Source organism: Virgibacillus sp. MG-45, assembly GCF_036409425.1.
Lineage (GTDB): Bacteria > Bacillota > Bacilli > Bacillales > Amphibacillaceae > LDC-1.
This window is the reverse complement of the sequence record NZ_JAXOFU010000004.1, coordinates 84,166-101,304: the sequence shown is the minus strand read 5'-3', so window position 1 is coordinate 101,304 and position 17,139 is coordinate 84,166. Positions and strand designations below refer to the sequence as shown.

Below are 17,139 nucleotides of genomic sequence, written 5' to 3'. Positions count from 1 at the left end.
ATCATCATAGAAACTTCATAACGGCGTCTTTCTCTATAAAAAATAGCGCAGACATATCGTCTACGCTCGAAGCGTATCCTTCACAAGTCGATTTAAAACGAGATTGATGATGGAAATGATAATAGCTGCAATAATTGCTGTACCAAATCCTGAAATTTCAAAGGAATCCCCCATCAGTCCTTGTGTTAGCATCAATGTAATTGCATTGATGACAAATAAAAAGAACCCAAGTGAAACAATCGTAATCGGCAAGGTGAGAATAATTAAAATAGGCTTTACGATTATATTTAATATCGCAAGGATAACACTCGCAAGTAACGCTGTTCCAAACCCATCCAAATAAAAGGAATCAAATAACTCTGCTACCGCTATTAACGCTACAGCATTTAAAAAAATAGATAAAAAACCCCGTAATAGCATTAGTAATCCACTCCTCCATCTGGGATGATAAATATAGCAATTACATAAATAATCGCCAAAGTAAACGCACTGAAAAACAATGCAATGATGAACAATAAGCGTAAAATAGTAGGGTCGATACGTGTATATTCTCCTAGACCGCCTAGTACACCAGCTAGCATGCGGTTTTGAGTTGAACGATAAAGCTTTTTCATCCTTATTCCTCCCATCTTTATTTACTCTAGCTTATGGTTTTCTTTCATTTTGGTACAAATTTAATGTATTGCTACTGCTTAAAAGCCACAATTTACGTTGCTACATGCTTAATCAAAACTCCCAAATATAAAATCTTTCGATACCGAGGCGTTGTTTTGCAGCGTCTTGCACATCTTTTGCTAGCTTATTCGCCTTTTTAAAGTTGCCTAATATACCATCTGCCTGAGATTTATGTGCTTTAATTGTATCCATCTTCTTCTCAAAGTATGGGGAAATATCATTGATAATATCCGGTTTTCCCAAATCCTCCATAAAGGAATTCGTAATCGCTTGTGCCCAAACCGTTGGTCGAATCGAAGGATCCATTAATCCAACTGCTTCTACTGCGGCCGCACCAAGTGCATTATGATCCGGATGGACTGCATGTCCAGGATAATGTGTAATAACCAAACTTGGTTTTATTTCTTCGAGCATTGTCTTTAAACGTTTTGCAATTTCCTGCCTGTCTTCAAATTCTAACGTTTTATCCCGATAACCTAACATTTTCAAATCGATATCTAACACGTTACACGCATTTTGTAATTCTTGCTTGCGAATCATAGGCAATGATTCTCTATTTGCGAATGGAGGTGCTCCCATATTTCTCCCCATTTCACCAAGTGTTCCACATAGGTAAGTAACAGGAACACCTTCTGCACGAAACTGAGCAATGGTTCCAGCCGCACCAAACGCTTCATCATCTGGATGCGGATAAATAACAACCACATGTTTTTCCATTTTATTCACCATTCCTTTAAAGTCAAAATTCTAATAGTCAATAACGTAATTTTTGTACGACAAATCCTTCACTAATTGAAGCATTATTTTATCGCTGAACACAACTTTCAATTTAATCTACAAAAATCGAATTAATAATCAAAAGGTGTTTCACTAATTTGCATTGCGACCATTAAGCGACCTTCACGGTCATGGCCGGCTAAAAGTAATTTATCATATTCGTAAATTTCCCAATCAGTTAGACCTTCCGCATATATCCAGCCCATCGGCATTTTCAAACCTGCGCGATAAACATTGCCATCCCTTACAATCTTTGCTTGCGAGAAAGTAACCTTAGCGTTTCTTACAAATACACCTACATTATATGCCTTTTCATTAAAGTGGCTTGCATAGGCTCCATTGGTTGTTTCAACATGGACATATACTTCTTTGTTAATAAAGCTTTCTAGCATTTGCTGCACGTTTTCTATATCTATTGGTTTCATGTCATTGTTCCTCCCAACATCTTCTCTTTTTACATTACCGAAATAGACGGGTGTCGTCAAAACATACAATCTATCCAAGCTAAAAAACTCATTCAATGTATTGTAAATCTACATTGAATGAGTTTTTATTCGAAATTTTATTTGTTTTTCGCAATTACTTCTTCATTTCCAAGGATTAAATAATTTAATTCTTTCGTAGGTATTTGTTTAAGTTCTGTGCGCTTTGCTAAGTAAAATATCACACCAAGTATAATCCATACTGTGAGTGCAATTCGCGATTCAATACCTAGAAAAGCTGGCGATCCAGGTACTAATAATAATCCTAAAAACACTAGACTAGCAATCATACCGATTGCTGCAATTGATTTTTTAAGTGGTGATACAACATGCTTCGATGGATTAAAATCTTTATCCTTTGACCATTTAAATAGAGAAAATGCGGTGAAGCATGTATAGAAGTAAGCGATCGTCACTCCAACTGAGGACATATCGACTACCCATAGTAATGCCTGTCTACCAAACCACGGTGCAATCATAGCAAGTATCACTGTAAAAGCGATGCCAAAGTAAGGTGTCTTATAGGTTGGATGGAGCTTTGAAAACGACTCTGGGATAATTTTCGCGCGTGACATGGCGAACAATAAGCGGCTAGATGAAATAATAAAACCATTTAGCCCGGTGAATATTCCCATCGTTAAAGCGACAACAAGAATAAGCAGGCCAATCGTTCCTAGTAAATCATTAATTGCAGCTGCTGTTCCCCAAGCATGACTTGCACCAGCTAATGTTTCCCAAGGCTGAATCATTGCTGTAGAAATAATCATTAAGCTATATAAAATCGCTGCAAAGAAGATTGCTAGAATAATTAACAGAAATGCCTTCTTTGAAGAAAAATGGAATTCTTCTGCAGCTTGTGGAACGTTATCAAAGCCTACAAATGCCCATGGAGCTATAGCAACAATGGAAATAATTGCTGCGAATGCAGTTTTATCTGTTGAAAATAATGGCTGCACATTACTTAATTCTGTACTCGGATGGAACCCAACCATTGCCGTGATCGCGAGCACACTTATAATCATAATACTGCAAAAAACAAACTGCATACGTCCAGATAATCCTGTCCCTTTGACATTAAAATAACCAAATATAGCTAAAACGAATGTAGATATAACAATCTCCATCGCATAGATATCCCAACCAGCAATTTGATAAAGTTTAAGATTTTCAATTATTTTTGGAAAAATAAATTTGAACATTAAAGCAAAAGCAGAGGCATTAAGAGCAACGATACAAATATAGCCGAGGGTTAAAAACCATCCACAAATAAATGCATGCGTTCGTCCAAGACTGATAAATGAATAAGCAAATTCTCCTCCTGAAACTGGAAAGCTTTTAATGAGAAATCCATAGCTTACAGCGATGAGCATCATAAGAAAAGCACCAATGATAAAACCGAGAATAACACCTATAGGCCCTGCAGTTTCAAGCCAATTCGTCGGCTGTACAAATGCTCCCCAACCAATTGATGAGCCTAGAGCTATTGCCCATACCCAGTGTGCTTTTAACGACTTTTTCAGCGTCGTTCGTTCTTCATACTGGTAATTTGTCTGTCGTTTATTAATCATAATTCGACTCCTTTTCTTTCTCTACACTCTATTATTTCAAAACAGGAATATCTTTACAATTTAGCTTTCCACAATGATATTGGCGTATTTTTGCTTAATTAATCGTATGAGGATACTGATATCGTGCAGAAAGAGAAATATGCGTTTATTTGCTCTAAAATGGCGAACTACGTATGTTAACACCATATTTTGTTTTATCTACCCCTTCTTCTCCTTTTCAAAACAAACAAAGAAGGGCTTGACAAAAATCTAGTAAATAAAAAAAGTCAGTTAGTTCATCGAATAATTGATGATCTAACTGACCTATTTATTTGCATTCTGTTATGTTTAATTAAATTTCTGGTGGTTACGACTACCAGTTTATTTACTTACGAGCTTTTCTTTTTCAGAAAGACTTTCTTCCATACGTTTTAAATCACGTTCTAAAACCGACTTTAAATAACGTCCTGTATGTGATTTTTTTACGTTTGCAATCTGCTCTGGGGTTCCTGTTGCAATAATTTGTCCTCCACGATCCCCGCCTTCTGGACCAAGATCAATAATATGATCAGCAATTTTTATTACATCGAGATTATGTTCAATGATTAATACGGTATCTCCATTATCTACTAAGCGTTCTAGTACAGCTATTAAACGTTTAATATCGTCAACATGTAAGCCTGTCGTAGGCTCATCAAGAATATAAAATGACTTTCCGTTAGAGCGACGATGCAATTCACTAGCAAGCTTCACGCGTTGTGCTTCTCCACCAGATAATGTCGTTGCCGGCTGTCCTAACGTGATATACCCTAATCCTACATCATAAATCGTTTGGAGCTTTCGTTTAATCTTTGGAATGTTTGCGAAGAACTCTAATGCTTCTTCAATCGTCATGGCAAGCACATCTGCAATGTTCTTCCCTTTATATTTTACTTCTAACGTTTCACGGTTATAGCGTTTGCCATGACAAACCTCACAAGGTACATAAACATCTGGAAGAAAGTGCATTTCAATTTTAATAATACCATCACCATGGCACGCTTCACAGCGACCGCCCTTCACATTAAAGCTAAAACGTCCTTTTTTATATCCGCGAACCTTTGCTTCATTTGTTTGCGCATAAACGTCACGAACATCATCAAACACGCCTGTATAGGTAGCTGGATTAGAACGCGGCGTTCTCCCAATTGGCGATTGATCTATATCAATTACTTTTTCAATATGCTCTAAACCGTTTATTGTTTCATGCTTTCCAGGCTTTTGCTTTCCACGATAAAGATGTTTTGCTAATGATTTATATAATATCTCATTCACGAGCGTACTTTTACCTGACCCGGAAACCCCTGTTACAACCGTCATCAATCCTATTGGGAATTGAACGGATACATTCTTTAAGTTATTCTCTGATGCTCCAACAACCTCAATATGACGATCATCTGCTTTTCTTCGCTTTGCTGGTAATGGAATATATTTCTGTCCAGATAAATATTGACCGGTTAGTGATTTCTTCGTTTTCATTACTTTTGCAGGCGTACCACTTGCAACAATTTCTCCACCATGCTCTCCAGCTCCTGGACCAATATCAATAAGCCAATCGGCTGCAAGCATCGTATCTTCATCATGCTCTACTACAATTAGTGTATTGTCCAGATCACGCATACTTTGTAATGTTCCGATTAATCGATCATTGTCACGCTGGTGAAGTCCAATTGACGGTTCATCTAATACATATAAAACACCGGTTAGTGCTGAACCGATTTGTGTAGCAAGTCTAATTCGCTGTGCCTCACCACCTGAAAGTGTTCCAGCTGCACGAGATAACGTTAAATAGTCTAATCCGACATTATTTAAAAAGTCCAACCGATTACTAATTTCTTTTAGGATTAATCGTGCAATTTGCGTTTCCTTTTCAGTAAGCTCCAATTGTTGAAAAAAGGACTTCGCTTCTGTTATAGATAAATCCGTAATTTTACTAATATGCTTTCCATCAATGCGTACCGCTAATGCTTCTTCTTTTAATCGATATCCTTTACATGATGGACAATTTTTCTGTGCCATATATTTTTCTAATGTTTCACGAATGTAGTCAGAAGAAGTCTCTCGATACCGTCTCGCGATATTTTTTAGCACACCTTCGAATTCAATTGTGTTGTCTCGCACATTACCAAAATCATTCACATAATAGAACCGGATTTTGTCTTTACCACTTCCATGCAAAATTTTATCCATTTGTGTTTTAGGAATATCCTTTACCGGAATATTCATGTCAATCCCGTAATGCTCACAAACACTTTTTAATAGCTGTGGATAATATTTTGAACTAATTGGTTCCCACGCGGCAATGGCGTGCTCATTTAAGGTTTTATCCCAATCTGGTATCACTAAATCCAAATCAACTTCCAGCTTTGTACCAAGTCCATCACAGGTTGGACATGCCCCGTACGGACTATTAAAAGAAAAGAGACGAGGCTCTAGTTCCCCAATTGAAAACCCACAAATGGGACAAGCGTGGTTTTCACTAAATGTAAGCTCTTCTTCTCCAATAATGTCGACGATTACTTTACCTTCTCCTAGCTCAAGCGCTGTTTCCAATGAGTCACTTAGCCGTCCAGTTACGCCTTCCTTCACGACAATGCGGTCCACAACAACTTCAATCGAATGCTTTTTATTTTTTTCGAGGTTAATCTCCTCTGTTACCTCACGCATTTCCTTGTCTACACGGATACGAACATAACCCTCCTGCTTTAGCTTTTCAATCGTTTTAATATGCTCACCTTTTCGGCCAGAAACGACTGGGGCAAGAATTTGGATCCGTGTACGCTCTGGATAATCCATAATTCGATCCACCATTTGCTGCACCGTTTGTGAGCTTATTTCAATTCCATGCTTTGGACATGTCGGTCGACCAACACGAGCATAAAGCAAACGTAAGTAGTCGTATATTTCGGTTACTGTTCCTACCGTAGAGCGTGGATTACGACTCGTAGTTTTTTGATCTATTGAAATCGCTGGGGATAGTCCTTCAATTGTATCAACATCCGGCTTATCCATTTGCCCTAAAAATTGGCGCGCATAAGCAGAAAGTGATTCTACATATCTACGTTGTCCTTCAGCATAAATTGTATCAAAAGCTAAGGAGGATTTTCCTGACCCTGATAGTCCGGTTAATACGACCAATTTATTTTTGGGAATGGTAATATCAATGTTCTTTAAGTTATGAGCCCTAGCGCCTTGAATTTTTATTGATTTACTTGGCATGCAACCGTCATCCTTCCGCTTTTAGTTCCAATATGATATCACGAAGCTCTGCTGCTTTTTCAAAATCTAATGCCTTTGCAGCTGCTCGCATTTCTTTTTCCATGTTTTGAATCACTTTTTGACGTTCTTTCTTCGTCAGCTTCGTTAGCTCTTTTGCTTTAGATTCATACTGGATAGTATCCTCTGCAGCAACGGTAGCACGAATAACATCCCGCACTTCTTTTTTAATAGTTTGTGGTGTGATGCCATGTGCTTCGTTATAAGCAATTTGTTTTTCTCTCCGGCGATTTGTCTCATCAATTGCATATTGCATGGATTTCGTAATCTTATCTGCATACATAATTACGCGCCCATTTTCATTACGGGCAGCACGTCCCATTGTTTGAATTAGGGAACGATCTGAGCGCAAAAAGCCTTCTTTATCAGCGTCTAAAATTGCTACTAAAGATACTTCGGGAATGTCTAAGCCTTCTCGAAGTAAATTAATACCGATAAGCACATCATATTTTCCGACCCGAAGCTCCCGAATAATTTCAATTCGTTCTAACGTTTTGATTTCAGAATGGAGATAGGCAACTTTAATACCAATTTCCTTTAGATAATCAGTCAAGTCTTCCGCCATTTTTTTCGTTAACGTCGTGACAAGTACACGCTCATTCTTTTTAGATCGTTTGTTAATTTCACCGATTAAATTATCAATCTGTCCTTCAATTGGACGAACTTCTACTTGCGGATCCAATAGACCAGTTGGACGAATGATTTGCTCGGTCATTACTGGACAATGCTCTAGCTCATATGGACCAGGTGTTGCCGATACATAGATGAGTTGATTAGTTGCTTTTTCAAACTCCGCAAATGTCAATGGGCGATTATCCAGAGCAGAAGGTAAGCGGAAGCCATGATCAACTAATACTTGTTTTCTAGCTTGGTCACCATTATACATTCCTCTAATCTGCGGCAGAGTAACATGTGATTCATCTACAACAACTAGAAAATCATCCGGAAAATAGTCTAACAGTGTATATGGTGTAGAACCTTGTTCGCGAAAAGCAAGATGCCTAGAATAATTCTCTATACCCGAACAAAAGCCCATTTCATTCATCATTTCAATATCGTAATTTGTTCGCTGTTCAAGTCGCTGTGCCTCTAAAAGCTTATTTTGTTCGCGCAGCTCTTTTAGTCTATCTTCTAATTCCTTCTCAATATTAGTAATCGCTTTTTTCAGCTTTTCCTCACGCGTAACAAAGTGGGAAGCTGGAAAAATAGCTACGTGCTCCCGATCACCAATAATTTCCCCTGTTAAAGCATCTACCTCACGAATTCGATCAATTTCATCGCCAAAAAACTCAATTCGAATACAATGCTCCTCACGTGAAGCTGGAATAACTTCAACAGAATCACCACGGACGCGAAACGTTCCACGTTGAAAGTCAATATCATTTCTAGCATATTGAATATCAACTAGGTCTCGTAGGAGTTGATCACGATCTTTTTCCATACCCATTCGTAATGAAAGCACTTGACTTCCATATTCTTCTGGAGACCCTAAACCATATATACAAGAGACGCTGGCAACAATCAATACATCACTTCGTTCAAATAATGACGATGTTGCCGAGTGTCTTAGTTTATCAATTTCATCATTGATGCTCGCATCCTTTTCAATAAACGTATCTGTAGAAGGAACGTATGCCTCTGGCTGGTAATAATCATAATAGCTCACAAAATATTCCACCGCATTATTCGGGAAAAATTCCTTGAACTCACTATATAATTGGCCTGCCAACGTTTTATTATGTGCGATTACTAATGTTGGTCGATTAATTTCTTTCACTACATTTGATACAGTAAATGTTTTTCCTGTACCTGTTGCTCCAAGTAAGGTTTGATGTCGTTGTCCTGCTAAAATTTTATCCACAAGCTCCTTGATTGCTTTTGGTTGATCTCCTTGTGGTTTATATGCAGATACGAGTTCAAATGTATTTTCCAAAAATCGTCCCTCCGATCACCTGAATAATATCAGCTTATCATAGATGCATTTCTATTTTAACATAAAAGACGAACAAATATTCGTTTTTTATGTTAATTTTAATTTTATTTGTATCCATGAGCATAAAATCTTATTTTGTCCATTTCAACTAAAAAGCATTAGCCTATATTAGGCTAACGCTAGTATAATTCTCATTTTATTGGGTGAATCTAGTCTGATTCTGTTCGATAAACAAGCAACAAGATGAAAATCTTGCTTATTAATTCATTATTATCCGACAACCTGTTGAATGCTTTTCTGATGATGTGGGGCTGTTACAAAAAGTAAACCAAGCTCATGATGCTCCCCTTCATACAACACGCTTTGCACAAAACGTAATTCGCCATTTTCATCAAGCACATCTAATTTAAAGGAAGCCCTGCTTTCCTGAAGCGCTTCATAGAATTGATCTGCTGAATTTATTTTAATTCCATTCACTTTCGAAATTATTTCACCTACTTGAATATCAAGACGTGAAGCAGGAGTACCTGGAATAACACTCAAAACCGTTATTCCTTTTTCAGTTTGACAAAAATACGGCTTTTTATTTTGCTCATCCGAACGATATCGAAAATTGATAAACTCTTTACCTGCAACAGCAAAGACAATTGCAAGAAGTGTTAGCCACGTCACATACATACTTAAAAATCCTAGCACAAGAACGATAGACGCAAGTAAAAAGAGAGGCTTAGCCATCCTTTTTGCTGCTAATTCCGGGAGTGTTCCTCTTACAACTTGTTCGATTCCTAAGACAAATGGGAGAATAATAATGCTAAATGTCTGTTCATCTCCTACTGAAAAATAAGGCCAGAAGGAAGCGAATGGTGTGATCATTCCTGTTGGTACAACAAGCAAAAAAGGAAGAAACAGGATTTTCTTCATTCGAAGCTGTCCAATCCACCCTCCTCTACTGCTCAAAGAGAGCTCTGGAAAGGTTTCATTTCTACGAACACGAAAGTATAAGAAGCCTTCTATAAAAAGAAGGAGACCAAGTAAAATAACAATGCCTGTAAAGTTAACCTCGGAAAATAAATCAGCTGTAAAAAAGGTTTGGTACTCCATAATAAATGGCGCCAGCCATAGAATGAAAAAAAGCACACCAATTGTATAAGCAGGAGAAAGCAGCGTTAAGCCAGCAATTAATGAAAATAAAATAATAATTCCACTTAGTACAAGCACAGTTTCATATGAAAATACGACTCCAATCCCAACCATCACTATGGATAGAATCATCCCAAAGCAAACAGAAAGTATCCATGTATTCTTAAACTCTGAAAAAACATCGAATACTTTTGTGCCAAAATGGTTCCGCTCTTTTTTTATTCGTTTGAATCCTAATATCATCCCTAACAATAGAAGCCAATAAGACAGAGGGTTTAAAAATACGCTTCCAATTGTTTTCCCAGCTTCAATTAATCCTGTTTCAAACATATGATCACCTTCCGTGAAGTAGCAATGGAAAACATCGTTTATTCGCTAGTCAAACGAATATTTCCTACTTAATTGTAACCTTTATTATATCATAGTACTGGGAAAAAATAGCTGTCCCAAAGTGATTATCCTTAAAAGTTAAATGAGAAACCATCTTTCTTTCAAGGAAAGCCTTCACCTTGGAACAGCTATATTAATTATTTATATAAAGAATCTAAAGCCTTCTCCAATTGCATATCATTCTCTCCGTTACGAATGCTTTCAACTACTTTTGCCTCGACCATTCCAGCTGTCTTTGAATCAACATCGCCTGTCACTTTTAAATCGTTGTCTTTTTGAAAGGCTTTCACTGCTTCTACTGTCTTTTGGCTAAAATAACCATCTGTACGTGCTGTGTCATAGCCTAAACCCGTTAGCATTCTTTGAATGTTTTCAATGGCTTCTCCAGTATGGTTATAAGTTAACGTTTTCTCTAGCTGCACTGGATTTGCATAATAATAATCTGGCTGTTTTACTTCAATTGTAGGTTCGACGCCTTTTTCATGAATCCAATTTCCTTTTGGTGAAAGCCATTTATAAAACGTTAGTTTTATTGTACTGCCATCTCCAAGTGGAACTGCTTGCTGAACTGTTCCTTTCCCAAAACTCGTCGCTCCAACAACGTCATAGCCAATCTCTTTCATCGCAACTGCTAATATTTCTGAAGCTGATGCACTTCCTTCATTGATCATCACTCGAATTGGGTAATCTTTCTTCTGATTTAATTCAGTATAATATTTTTCCTTTTTTCCGTTTTTATCTTCGATTTGCACGTAAGGCGTGTCCTTTGGTATAAAATTTCGTAAAATATCTTCAACGGAATTTAATAAACCACCTGGATTTCCTCGAACATCTAAAATTAATCCTTCCATACCATCTTTTTCTAGCTTTTCTAATGCAGTGCGAAATTCATCTGCAGTTCGTTCGGAAAAATTAGTGATTTCAATAATTCCTGTTTTTTTATTATCGATTGTTTTCATGTCCGCGTAGATTGTTTCTAAAGGAATAGTATCCCGTATAATTGGCACGTCAAATGGTTTGGAAGCTCCAGTCCGTTGAACCTGTAACACCACTTCAGATCCTTTTTCACCACGTATCTTGGATACAGCTTCATTTAAGTCAAGCCCTTCTAGGCTTTCACCATCTACACTTAATACTTGGTCATTTGGTCTTAATCCAGCTTTTTCTGCTGGTGAATCTTTAATCGGAGCAACAATCGTTACTTTTCCATTCACCATACTTACTTCTGCACCGATACCTTCAAAGGAAGATTCAATTTGCTCATTGAACTGCTCCATCATTTCAACATCCATATAAGCGCTATAAGGATCTTCTAATGAAGCAAGCATTCCCTGTATAGCTCCTTCGATTAATTGCTTCTCATCTACGTCCTGTACATAATTCTTTTTAATTAAATCATAGGCCTGCCCTACTTTATCTATATCAGTAGCTGGCTTAGACGATTCTCCCGAAATACTTGCCGAAGGGTCATTATGTGCTTCTTCACTTTCCTTTTGTGCATATGAAACGCCAAAGTATGCGCCGACAAACCCTAAGAAAAGTGCTGCAACCAATATTAGGACAACATGGCTCTTTTTAAAGTTCATTATCTCACCTCTATATGTAAAGTTAATGGAAACCGCTTAATAATTTGGTTTGCATCGATACTAAAATTCATTTTACCACTATTATTATGTATATTCTAATACAAAAAGACATCACAAAAATTTTATGTGATGTCTTTTTCAATCAAACGTCATGTCATTCCAGTGCTTAATTTAAGTAAGATAATGGGTTAACGGCATTTGATTTACTCATATTCCAACTCGGATTATGCAGCTCAAAATGAAGATGTGTACCAAATGAATCACCAGTGTTACCCATGATGCCAATTTGCTGTCCTTTTGAAACCGTTTGTAGCGTCCGAACCATTGGTGTATATTTCATGTGAGCATAAACGCTCTCATATTGCACACCATTTACAATATGTGTAATAAAAACGACATTACCATAGGATTGAGAATAATATGCTTTTGTAACAACACCTGATGCAACTGAAAAAATTGGAACATTTCCGCCAGCTTTTGCAGTTGCATTCCCTATATCCAGTCCTTTATGAGTCCCACCACGCGTTCCAAAGTGATCGGTAATGTATCCTGATACTGGCCATGTAAATGCTCCATTGCCAGAAGGCTTTGTTACAGTGCCCCCACCTGAGTTGTTATTCTTATTATCAGAAAGCTGTTCTAATTCTTCTTTTTCTTTTTTCGCTAATTCTAAGGCTTTCTTAACGGCAGCTTCTTGGGAACGTATTATTTCTTGTTCCTCAGCAATACTCATTTTATGATTCTCCAAAATGGCATGCTCTTTTTCTAGCTTTTGTTGTAATTTTTCCTTTTCTGCCATCTGGCTATCTAGTTCACCTTTTAAGGATAAGAGTTCTTTCTTTTGGCCTTCCAATGAAGCTTTCTTTGCTTCCACTTCCTGCTTATTATCTTCTATCTTTGTTTTCTTTTTTTCCACATCTTTTTTCATCTGTTCCATCGCTTTTTTATCCGCTGCAAGCTGATCCATTATCGATCTATCCTGATCCATAATCGTATTTACTGCAGAGGAACGACTAATAAAATCACTAAAACTTCTTGACCCGAGAATTACTTCCATATACTTCATCTGTCCACCGTTCTTTTGAATGGCACGCAACCGATCCTTTAAAATTGCTTCTCGTTTTTTTATGCTCTCCTGAAGTTCTTTAATTTCTTCTTTTAATTTTTTTATTTGCTTCTCTAAATCTTTAATTTGTTGCTCAAGGCGATTAATTTCCTCGTTTGTTTCATTAATTTCATTTTCCTTTGTACTAATTTTAGACTTTGTATTAGCTAGCTTTTCGTCAATGGATGCCATTTCGTTTTTCACAGAATCCTGCTTATCTAGATTCTCATCTATTTTTTTCTGTGTTTTAGACTTATCACTATTTAGTGCACCGTCTTTTTTATCTAGCTCTTGTTGTTTTTTTTCAAGATCGCTAAGCTTGTTTTGAATATCACTTATTGATTCTGCTTGTACAGTATGTACTCCAATACCACCTGAGCTGATGAGAAGCGCGGCTACTGCAACATATGTAATCGTTTTTTTCAATTTAATTACTCCTTTCTCGAAATCTATGTATGTTCGTACAAGGATCAAGCATCTATTTTATTAGTGACTCTCATCGAGAATGAAGCATTCCCGATGAGAGACTTACTAGATTAAAAGATTATACTTTGAGGAATTTCCGAACACTCATAACGCTTCCCCAAATTCCGATTAATGCTCCGATAAGTAAAATTAGTAAGGATAGCTGCCATGCAAACGGATTAAATGGTAGCAACTCTACAAATCGAATCGTTATCTTACTAGCGAGATTTGATAAAATATAATGGTATCCTGTTAATAAAGCTGTAATAGGGATAACGGATCCTAGTACACCTAAAAGCATCCCTTCAATAAAGAATGGCCATCTAATAAAACCATTTGTTGCTCCAACTAGCTTCATAATTCCAATTTCTTTGCTTCGTGCCATGATGGTAAGCTTAATCGTATTGGAAATGAGAAAGATAGCTGTAAACACTAAACCAACAATTAATGCTAATCCAATTAATCTAGCATAGTTATTAAATTCAAATAAGCGTTGTACAACATCCTCGCCGTAGGTAATGTTTTCTACGCTTTTCATTTGTTGAATTTGTTCTGCAATAAGCTTTGTATCAGTTGGATTTTTGGCTTTTACGATGTATGCATGATTTAATGGATTATCCTGCTGGAACATTTTCCATGTTTTTCCTTCTTCACCCATACTGTCAATTAGCGCTTTTAATTCATCATCCTTTGAGGAGAAAGAAACAGCATCGACTTGATCTATTTCGTCAATTTGATCGCCGAGAGTTTTAATTTGCGCATCATCAGCTGTTACATCAATAAATACCTTTATCACTACATCTTCTTCTACTTTATCAGCCATGTGGTTTAAGTTAAGCATCAGAGCTAGAAACGCAGCAACTAAGATTAGTGTAACGGTCACTGCCCCAACCGAGGCTATCGTCATCCAACCATTTCTAAAGATGTTTTTTACTCCTTCACGCAAATGACGTTTCATTGTTCTAACTTTCATAGCCGTATTCACCTCGGTCTTCATCTCTTACTATTAAGCCATTTTCAATAGCAATAACCCGTTTTTTAATCGTATTTACAATTTCTTTACTATGGGTTGCCATGATAATTGTTGTGCCACGAGAGTTGATTTCATCAAAAACACGCATTATTTCTCTAGAGGTTTCTGGATCTAAGTTCCCGGTAGGTTCATCCGCAATCACAATTTTAGGATGATTAACAATAGCACGGGCAATAGACACGCGCTGTTGTTCTCCACCAGAAAGCTCATCTGGGAGAAAGCGTGCCTTATTTTTCAATCCTACTAGATCTAGTACTTCCATGACACGCTTGCGAATATTTCGAGGTGTTTCCTCAATTACTTCTAAAGCAAATGCAATATTTTCATAGACTGATAGCTTTGGAAGCAGTTTAAAATCCTGAAACACGACACCGATATTTCGGCGTAGTTGCGGAACCTTTCGCTCAGTTAAATCACTCATATCTGTATCATTAATAATAATAGAACCACTAGTCGGCTTTACTTCACGATACATAAGCTTGATAAATGTTGACTTACCGGCCCCACTTGGTCCAACTATGTACGCAAATTCGCCTTGGTCTATATTAATAGAAATTCCATTTAGTGCAGTTACTCCATTGGCATATGTTTTATAAACATCATTCATTAATATCATTCATTCTCACCTTTACTTCATTTAATTAGGACAAAAGAATGTCGAAACTAATCATAAAGTCCCTATTTTTATGTATAAGTTATTCTTTTATACAATTTCTTACTTTAATGATAACATTTCCACTATATTATAACATCTTTCGCCATGTTTTTTAGACATAAAATTATTACATTTGTATTTCAAACCAACAATTTTCTGTTATTTTTTTGAAATTGACTGGAAATTCGTGTAATATTTTCTATCAACAAAGAGGTTTGATAGGTATAAAGCCCCTGTTAATTCGCACAAAAAAAACGTTTATCCAATTAGATTGGATAAACGTTTTAACACTTTTACCTGTTACTTCTTTTCAGCGAGCCAGTTAGCAAGGGTTGTTGCATCCTGATCAGAAACACCCTTTTGTGCAGGCATGCTGCCGATTCCGTTATGGATAATATCGGTAATTTCTTCAGCACTATACTTAGATCCGATATTTGCTAGCTCTGGACCAGCACCTCCTGAAAGATCAGAACCGTGACACGCGGAACAATTACTTTGATAAATCTCTTCTGCCGCTGCAGTATCAACTGTTCCACCATTTTCATTTTCCTTCGCATTATCATCGGCGTTATCATCCCCACCACCGCATGCACCAAGCACAAGTACTGCTCCAAAAAGCACTGCTAATAACGACTTTTTCATGCTAAAATCCCCCTAACAAAATATTATAATTCTCTACATAATTATAACCTATTTCCAGATTTTTAAAACCTTACTTTCTACTATTAAAATAGTGTAAATCATAGGAAAATGCTGGTATCGTAAGGGTTTTAGCAAATTGTGGCAATTTGATGAAAACGCCGCTACGATGTGTTCTTGAAATAGGAGATCGCTTATTCTACCTGCGATCTTTTGTTTGAGAACATGCTACAGTTTTAGCTCTGCATCTTTAGCTCATAGTTGCTCGTAAATAGGCATCAATAAATGGATCAATCTCTCCATCCATTACACTTTGCGTATTTCCAATTTCAATATTGGTTCGATGATCCTTCACCATAGAATAAGGGTGGAAAACATATGAGCGAATTTGACTTCCCCAACCAATTTCTTTTTGCTCACCGCGAATCGAAGCTAATTCAGCTTGCTGTCTTTCGATTTCTGCTTGATAGAGCTTTGATTTCAACATTTTCATAGCAGCTTCACGGTTTTTAATTTGCGAGCGTTCGTTTTGACAGGTGACAATCGTATTCGTTGGAATATGCGTAATCCGAACCGCCGAATCAGTTGTATTTACATGCTGTCCTCCAGCCCCACTTGCTCGGTACGTATCAACTTTAATATCCTCTGTTCTAATTTCAATATCAACATCATCTGACATCTCTGGTGTTACATCACAGGATACAAAAGAAGTATGTCTACGACCAGAGGAATCAAATGGAGAAATGCGTACAAGTCGATGAACTCCTTTTTCAGCTTTTAAATATCCATACGCGTTATGGCCTTTAATTAACAATGTAACACTTTTTACACCAGCTTCATCTCCTGGTAAGTAATCAAGTGTTTCTACTGAGAAATTCTTTGCTTCTCCCCAGCGTTGATACATGCGTAAAAGCATACTTGCCCAATCCTGAGATTCTGTTCCACCTGCTCCTGGATGCAGCTCAAGTATGGCATTATTTGCATCGTATGGCTCATTTAACAACATTTCCAACTCAAAATTATTAATCGATTCCTGTAGTGCAATGATTTCTTGATTTAGCTCTGCAAACAAGTCATCATCATTTTCTTCTTTTACTAGCTCATAAGAAACCTCTAAATCATCGAACTTAGCCGCAATCGCTTCAAAGCTATTCACATACTGCTTTAAACCGTTTACCTCCTGAATTACTGTCTGTGCTTCGTCTTGATTATCCCAAAAACCTGGCTCCGTCATTAAGAGCTCTAGCTCATTGATTCGTTCTTTCTTTTGATCTAAGTCAAAGAGACCCCCTAAATTGTGTGATTCTTACTTTCATTTGTTCTAATTCATTTCTTATTTCTGCTAATTCCATTCTCTTCACCTCTACACATTTCATTCCATGCCTACTTTTGATAAA

General features: G+C 37.1%; 14 protein-coding genes. All 14 read right to left on the bottom strand.

Annotated features, from left to right (window positions below; all coding sequences use genetic code 11):
• Positions 1 to 60: 60 nt before the first annotated feature.
• The 14 genes from SPK86_RS05885 to prfB all read right to left on the bottom strand — a co-directional run bounded on the left by SPK86_RS05885 (position 61) and on the right by prfB (position 17,094).
• Positions 61 to 420, bottom strand: coding sequence for a phage holin family protein (locus tag SPK86_RS05885; RefSeq protein ID WP_284141098.1), 360 nt, complete (start codon positions 418 to 420; stop codon positions 61 to 63).
• Positions 420 to 614, bottom strand: a complete 195-nt coding sequence (locus SPK86_RS05880; protein ID WP_284141097.1) for a PspC domain-containing protein — start codon at positions 612 to 614, stop codon at positions 420 to 422. The genes SPK86_RS05885 and SPK86_RS05880 overlap by 1 nt, the downstream gene beginning before the upstream one ends.
• 112 nt (positions 615 to 726) lie before the next feature.
• Positions 727 to 1,392: a bacillithiol biosynthesis deacetylase BshB2 gene (gene bshB2, locus SPK86_RS05875; protein ID WP_284141096.1), complete on the bottom strand. Its 666-nt coding sequence runs from the start codon at positions 1,390 to 1,392 to the stop codon at positions 727 to 729.
• Between the two features lie 131 nt (positions 1,393 to 1,523).
• Positions 1,524 to 1,877, bottom strand: coding sequence for a YojF family protein (locus SPK86_RS05870; RefSeq protein WP_330948851.1), 354 nt, complete (start codon positions 1,875 to 1,877; stop codon positions 1,524 to 1,526).
• 137 nt (positions 1,878 to 2,014) lie between these two features.
• Positions 2,015 to 3,502: an APC family permease gene (locus tag SPK86_RS05865; RefSeq protein WP_284141094.1), complete on the bottom strand. Its 1,488-nt coding sequence runs from the start codon at positions 3,500 to 3,502 to the stop codon at positions 2,015 to 2,017.
• Between the two features lie 360 nt (positions 3,503 to 3,862).
• On the bottom strand, positions 3,863 to 6,739 hold the full coding sequence (gene uvrA, locus SPK86_RS05860; RefSeq protein WP_284141093.1) for an excinuclease ABC subunit UvrA: 2,877 nt from the start codon (positions 6,737 to 6,739) through the stop codon (positions 3,863 to 3,865).
• A 7-nt stretch (positions 6,740 to 6,746) separates the two neighbouring features.
• Positions 6,747 to 8,729 (bottom strand): excinuclease ABC subunit UvrB, encoded by a 1,983-nt coding sequence (gene uvrB / locus SPK86_RS05855; protein ID WP_284141092.1) that lies wholly within the window; start codon positions 8,727 to 8,729, stop codon positions 6,747 to 6,749.
• 270 nt (positions 8,730 to 8,999) lie between these two features.
• Complete coding sequence (locus SPK86_RS05850) at positions 9,000 to 10,199, bottom strand: PDZ domain-containing protein (protein ID WP_330948850.1); 1,200 nt, start codon at positions 10,197 to 10,199, stop codon at positions 9,000 to 9,002.
• Between the two features lie 197 nt (positions 10,200 to 10,396).
• On the bottom strand, positions 10,397 to 11,845 hold the full coding sequence (locus SPK86_RS05845) for a S41 family peptidase (RefSeq protein WP_330948849.1): 1,449 nt from the start codon (positions 11,843 to 11,845) through the stop codon (positions 10,397 to 10,399).
• Positions 11,846 to 12,011: 166 nt separating this feature from the next.
• Positions 12,012 to 13,376 (bottom strand): murein hydrolase activator EnvC family protein, encoded by a 1,365-nt coding sequence (locus tag SPK86_RS05840; RefSeq protein WP_330948848.1) that lies wholly within the window; start codon positions 13,374 to 13,376, stop codon positions 12,012 to 12,014.
• A gap of 118 nt (positions 13,377 to 13,494) precedes the next feature.
• Positions 13,495 to 14,388, bottom strand: a complete 894-nt coding sequence (ftsX, locus tag SPK86_RS05835) for a permease-like cell division protein FtsX (RefSeq protein ID WP_284141088.1) — start codon at positions 14,386 to 14,388, stop codon at positions 13,495 to 13,497.
• The gene (gene ftsE / locus SPK86_RS05830; RefSeq protein ID WP_330948847.1) at positions 14,378 to 15,064 is read right to left on the bottom strand and encodes a cell division ATP-binding protein FtsE; all 687 of its coding nucleotides are present in this window, start codon (positions 15,062 to 15,064) and stop codon (positions 14,378 to 14,380) included. The genes ftsX and ftsE overlap by 11 nt, the downstream gene beginning before the upstream one ends.
• Positions 15,065 to 15,403: 339 nt before the next feature.
• Entirely contained in the window at positions 15,404 to 15,745 is a 342-nt protein-coding gene (gene cccB, locus SPK86_RS05825) for a cytochrome c551 (protein ID WP_330948846.1), read from the bottom strand.
• A gap of 247 nt (positions 15,746 to 15,992) precedes the next feature.
• A protein-coding gene (gene prfB / locus SPK86_RS05820) for a peptide chain release factor 2 (RefSeq protein WP_284141085.1) occupies positions 15,993 to 17,094 on the bottom strand; the annotation gives its coding sequence in 2 pieces (ribosomal slippage) (positions 15,993 to 17,021 and positions 17,023 to 17,094; 1,101 coding nt in all).
• Positions 17,095 to 17,139 lie beyond the last annotated feature (45 nt).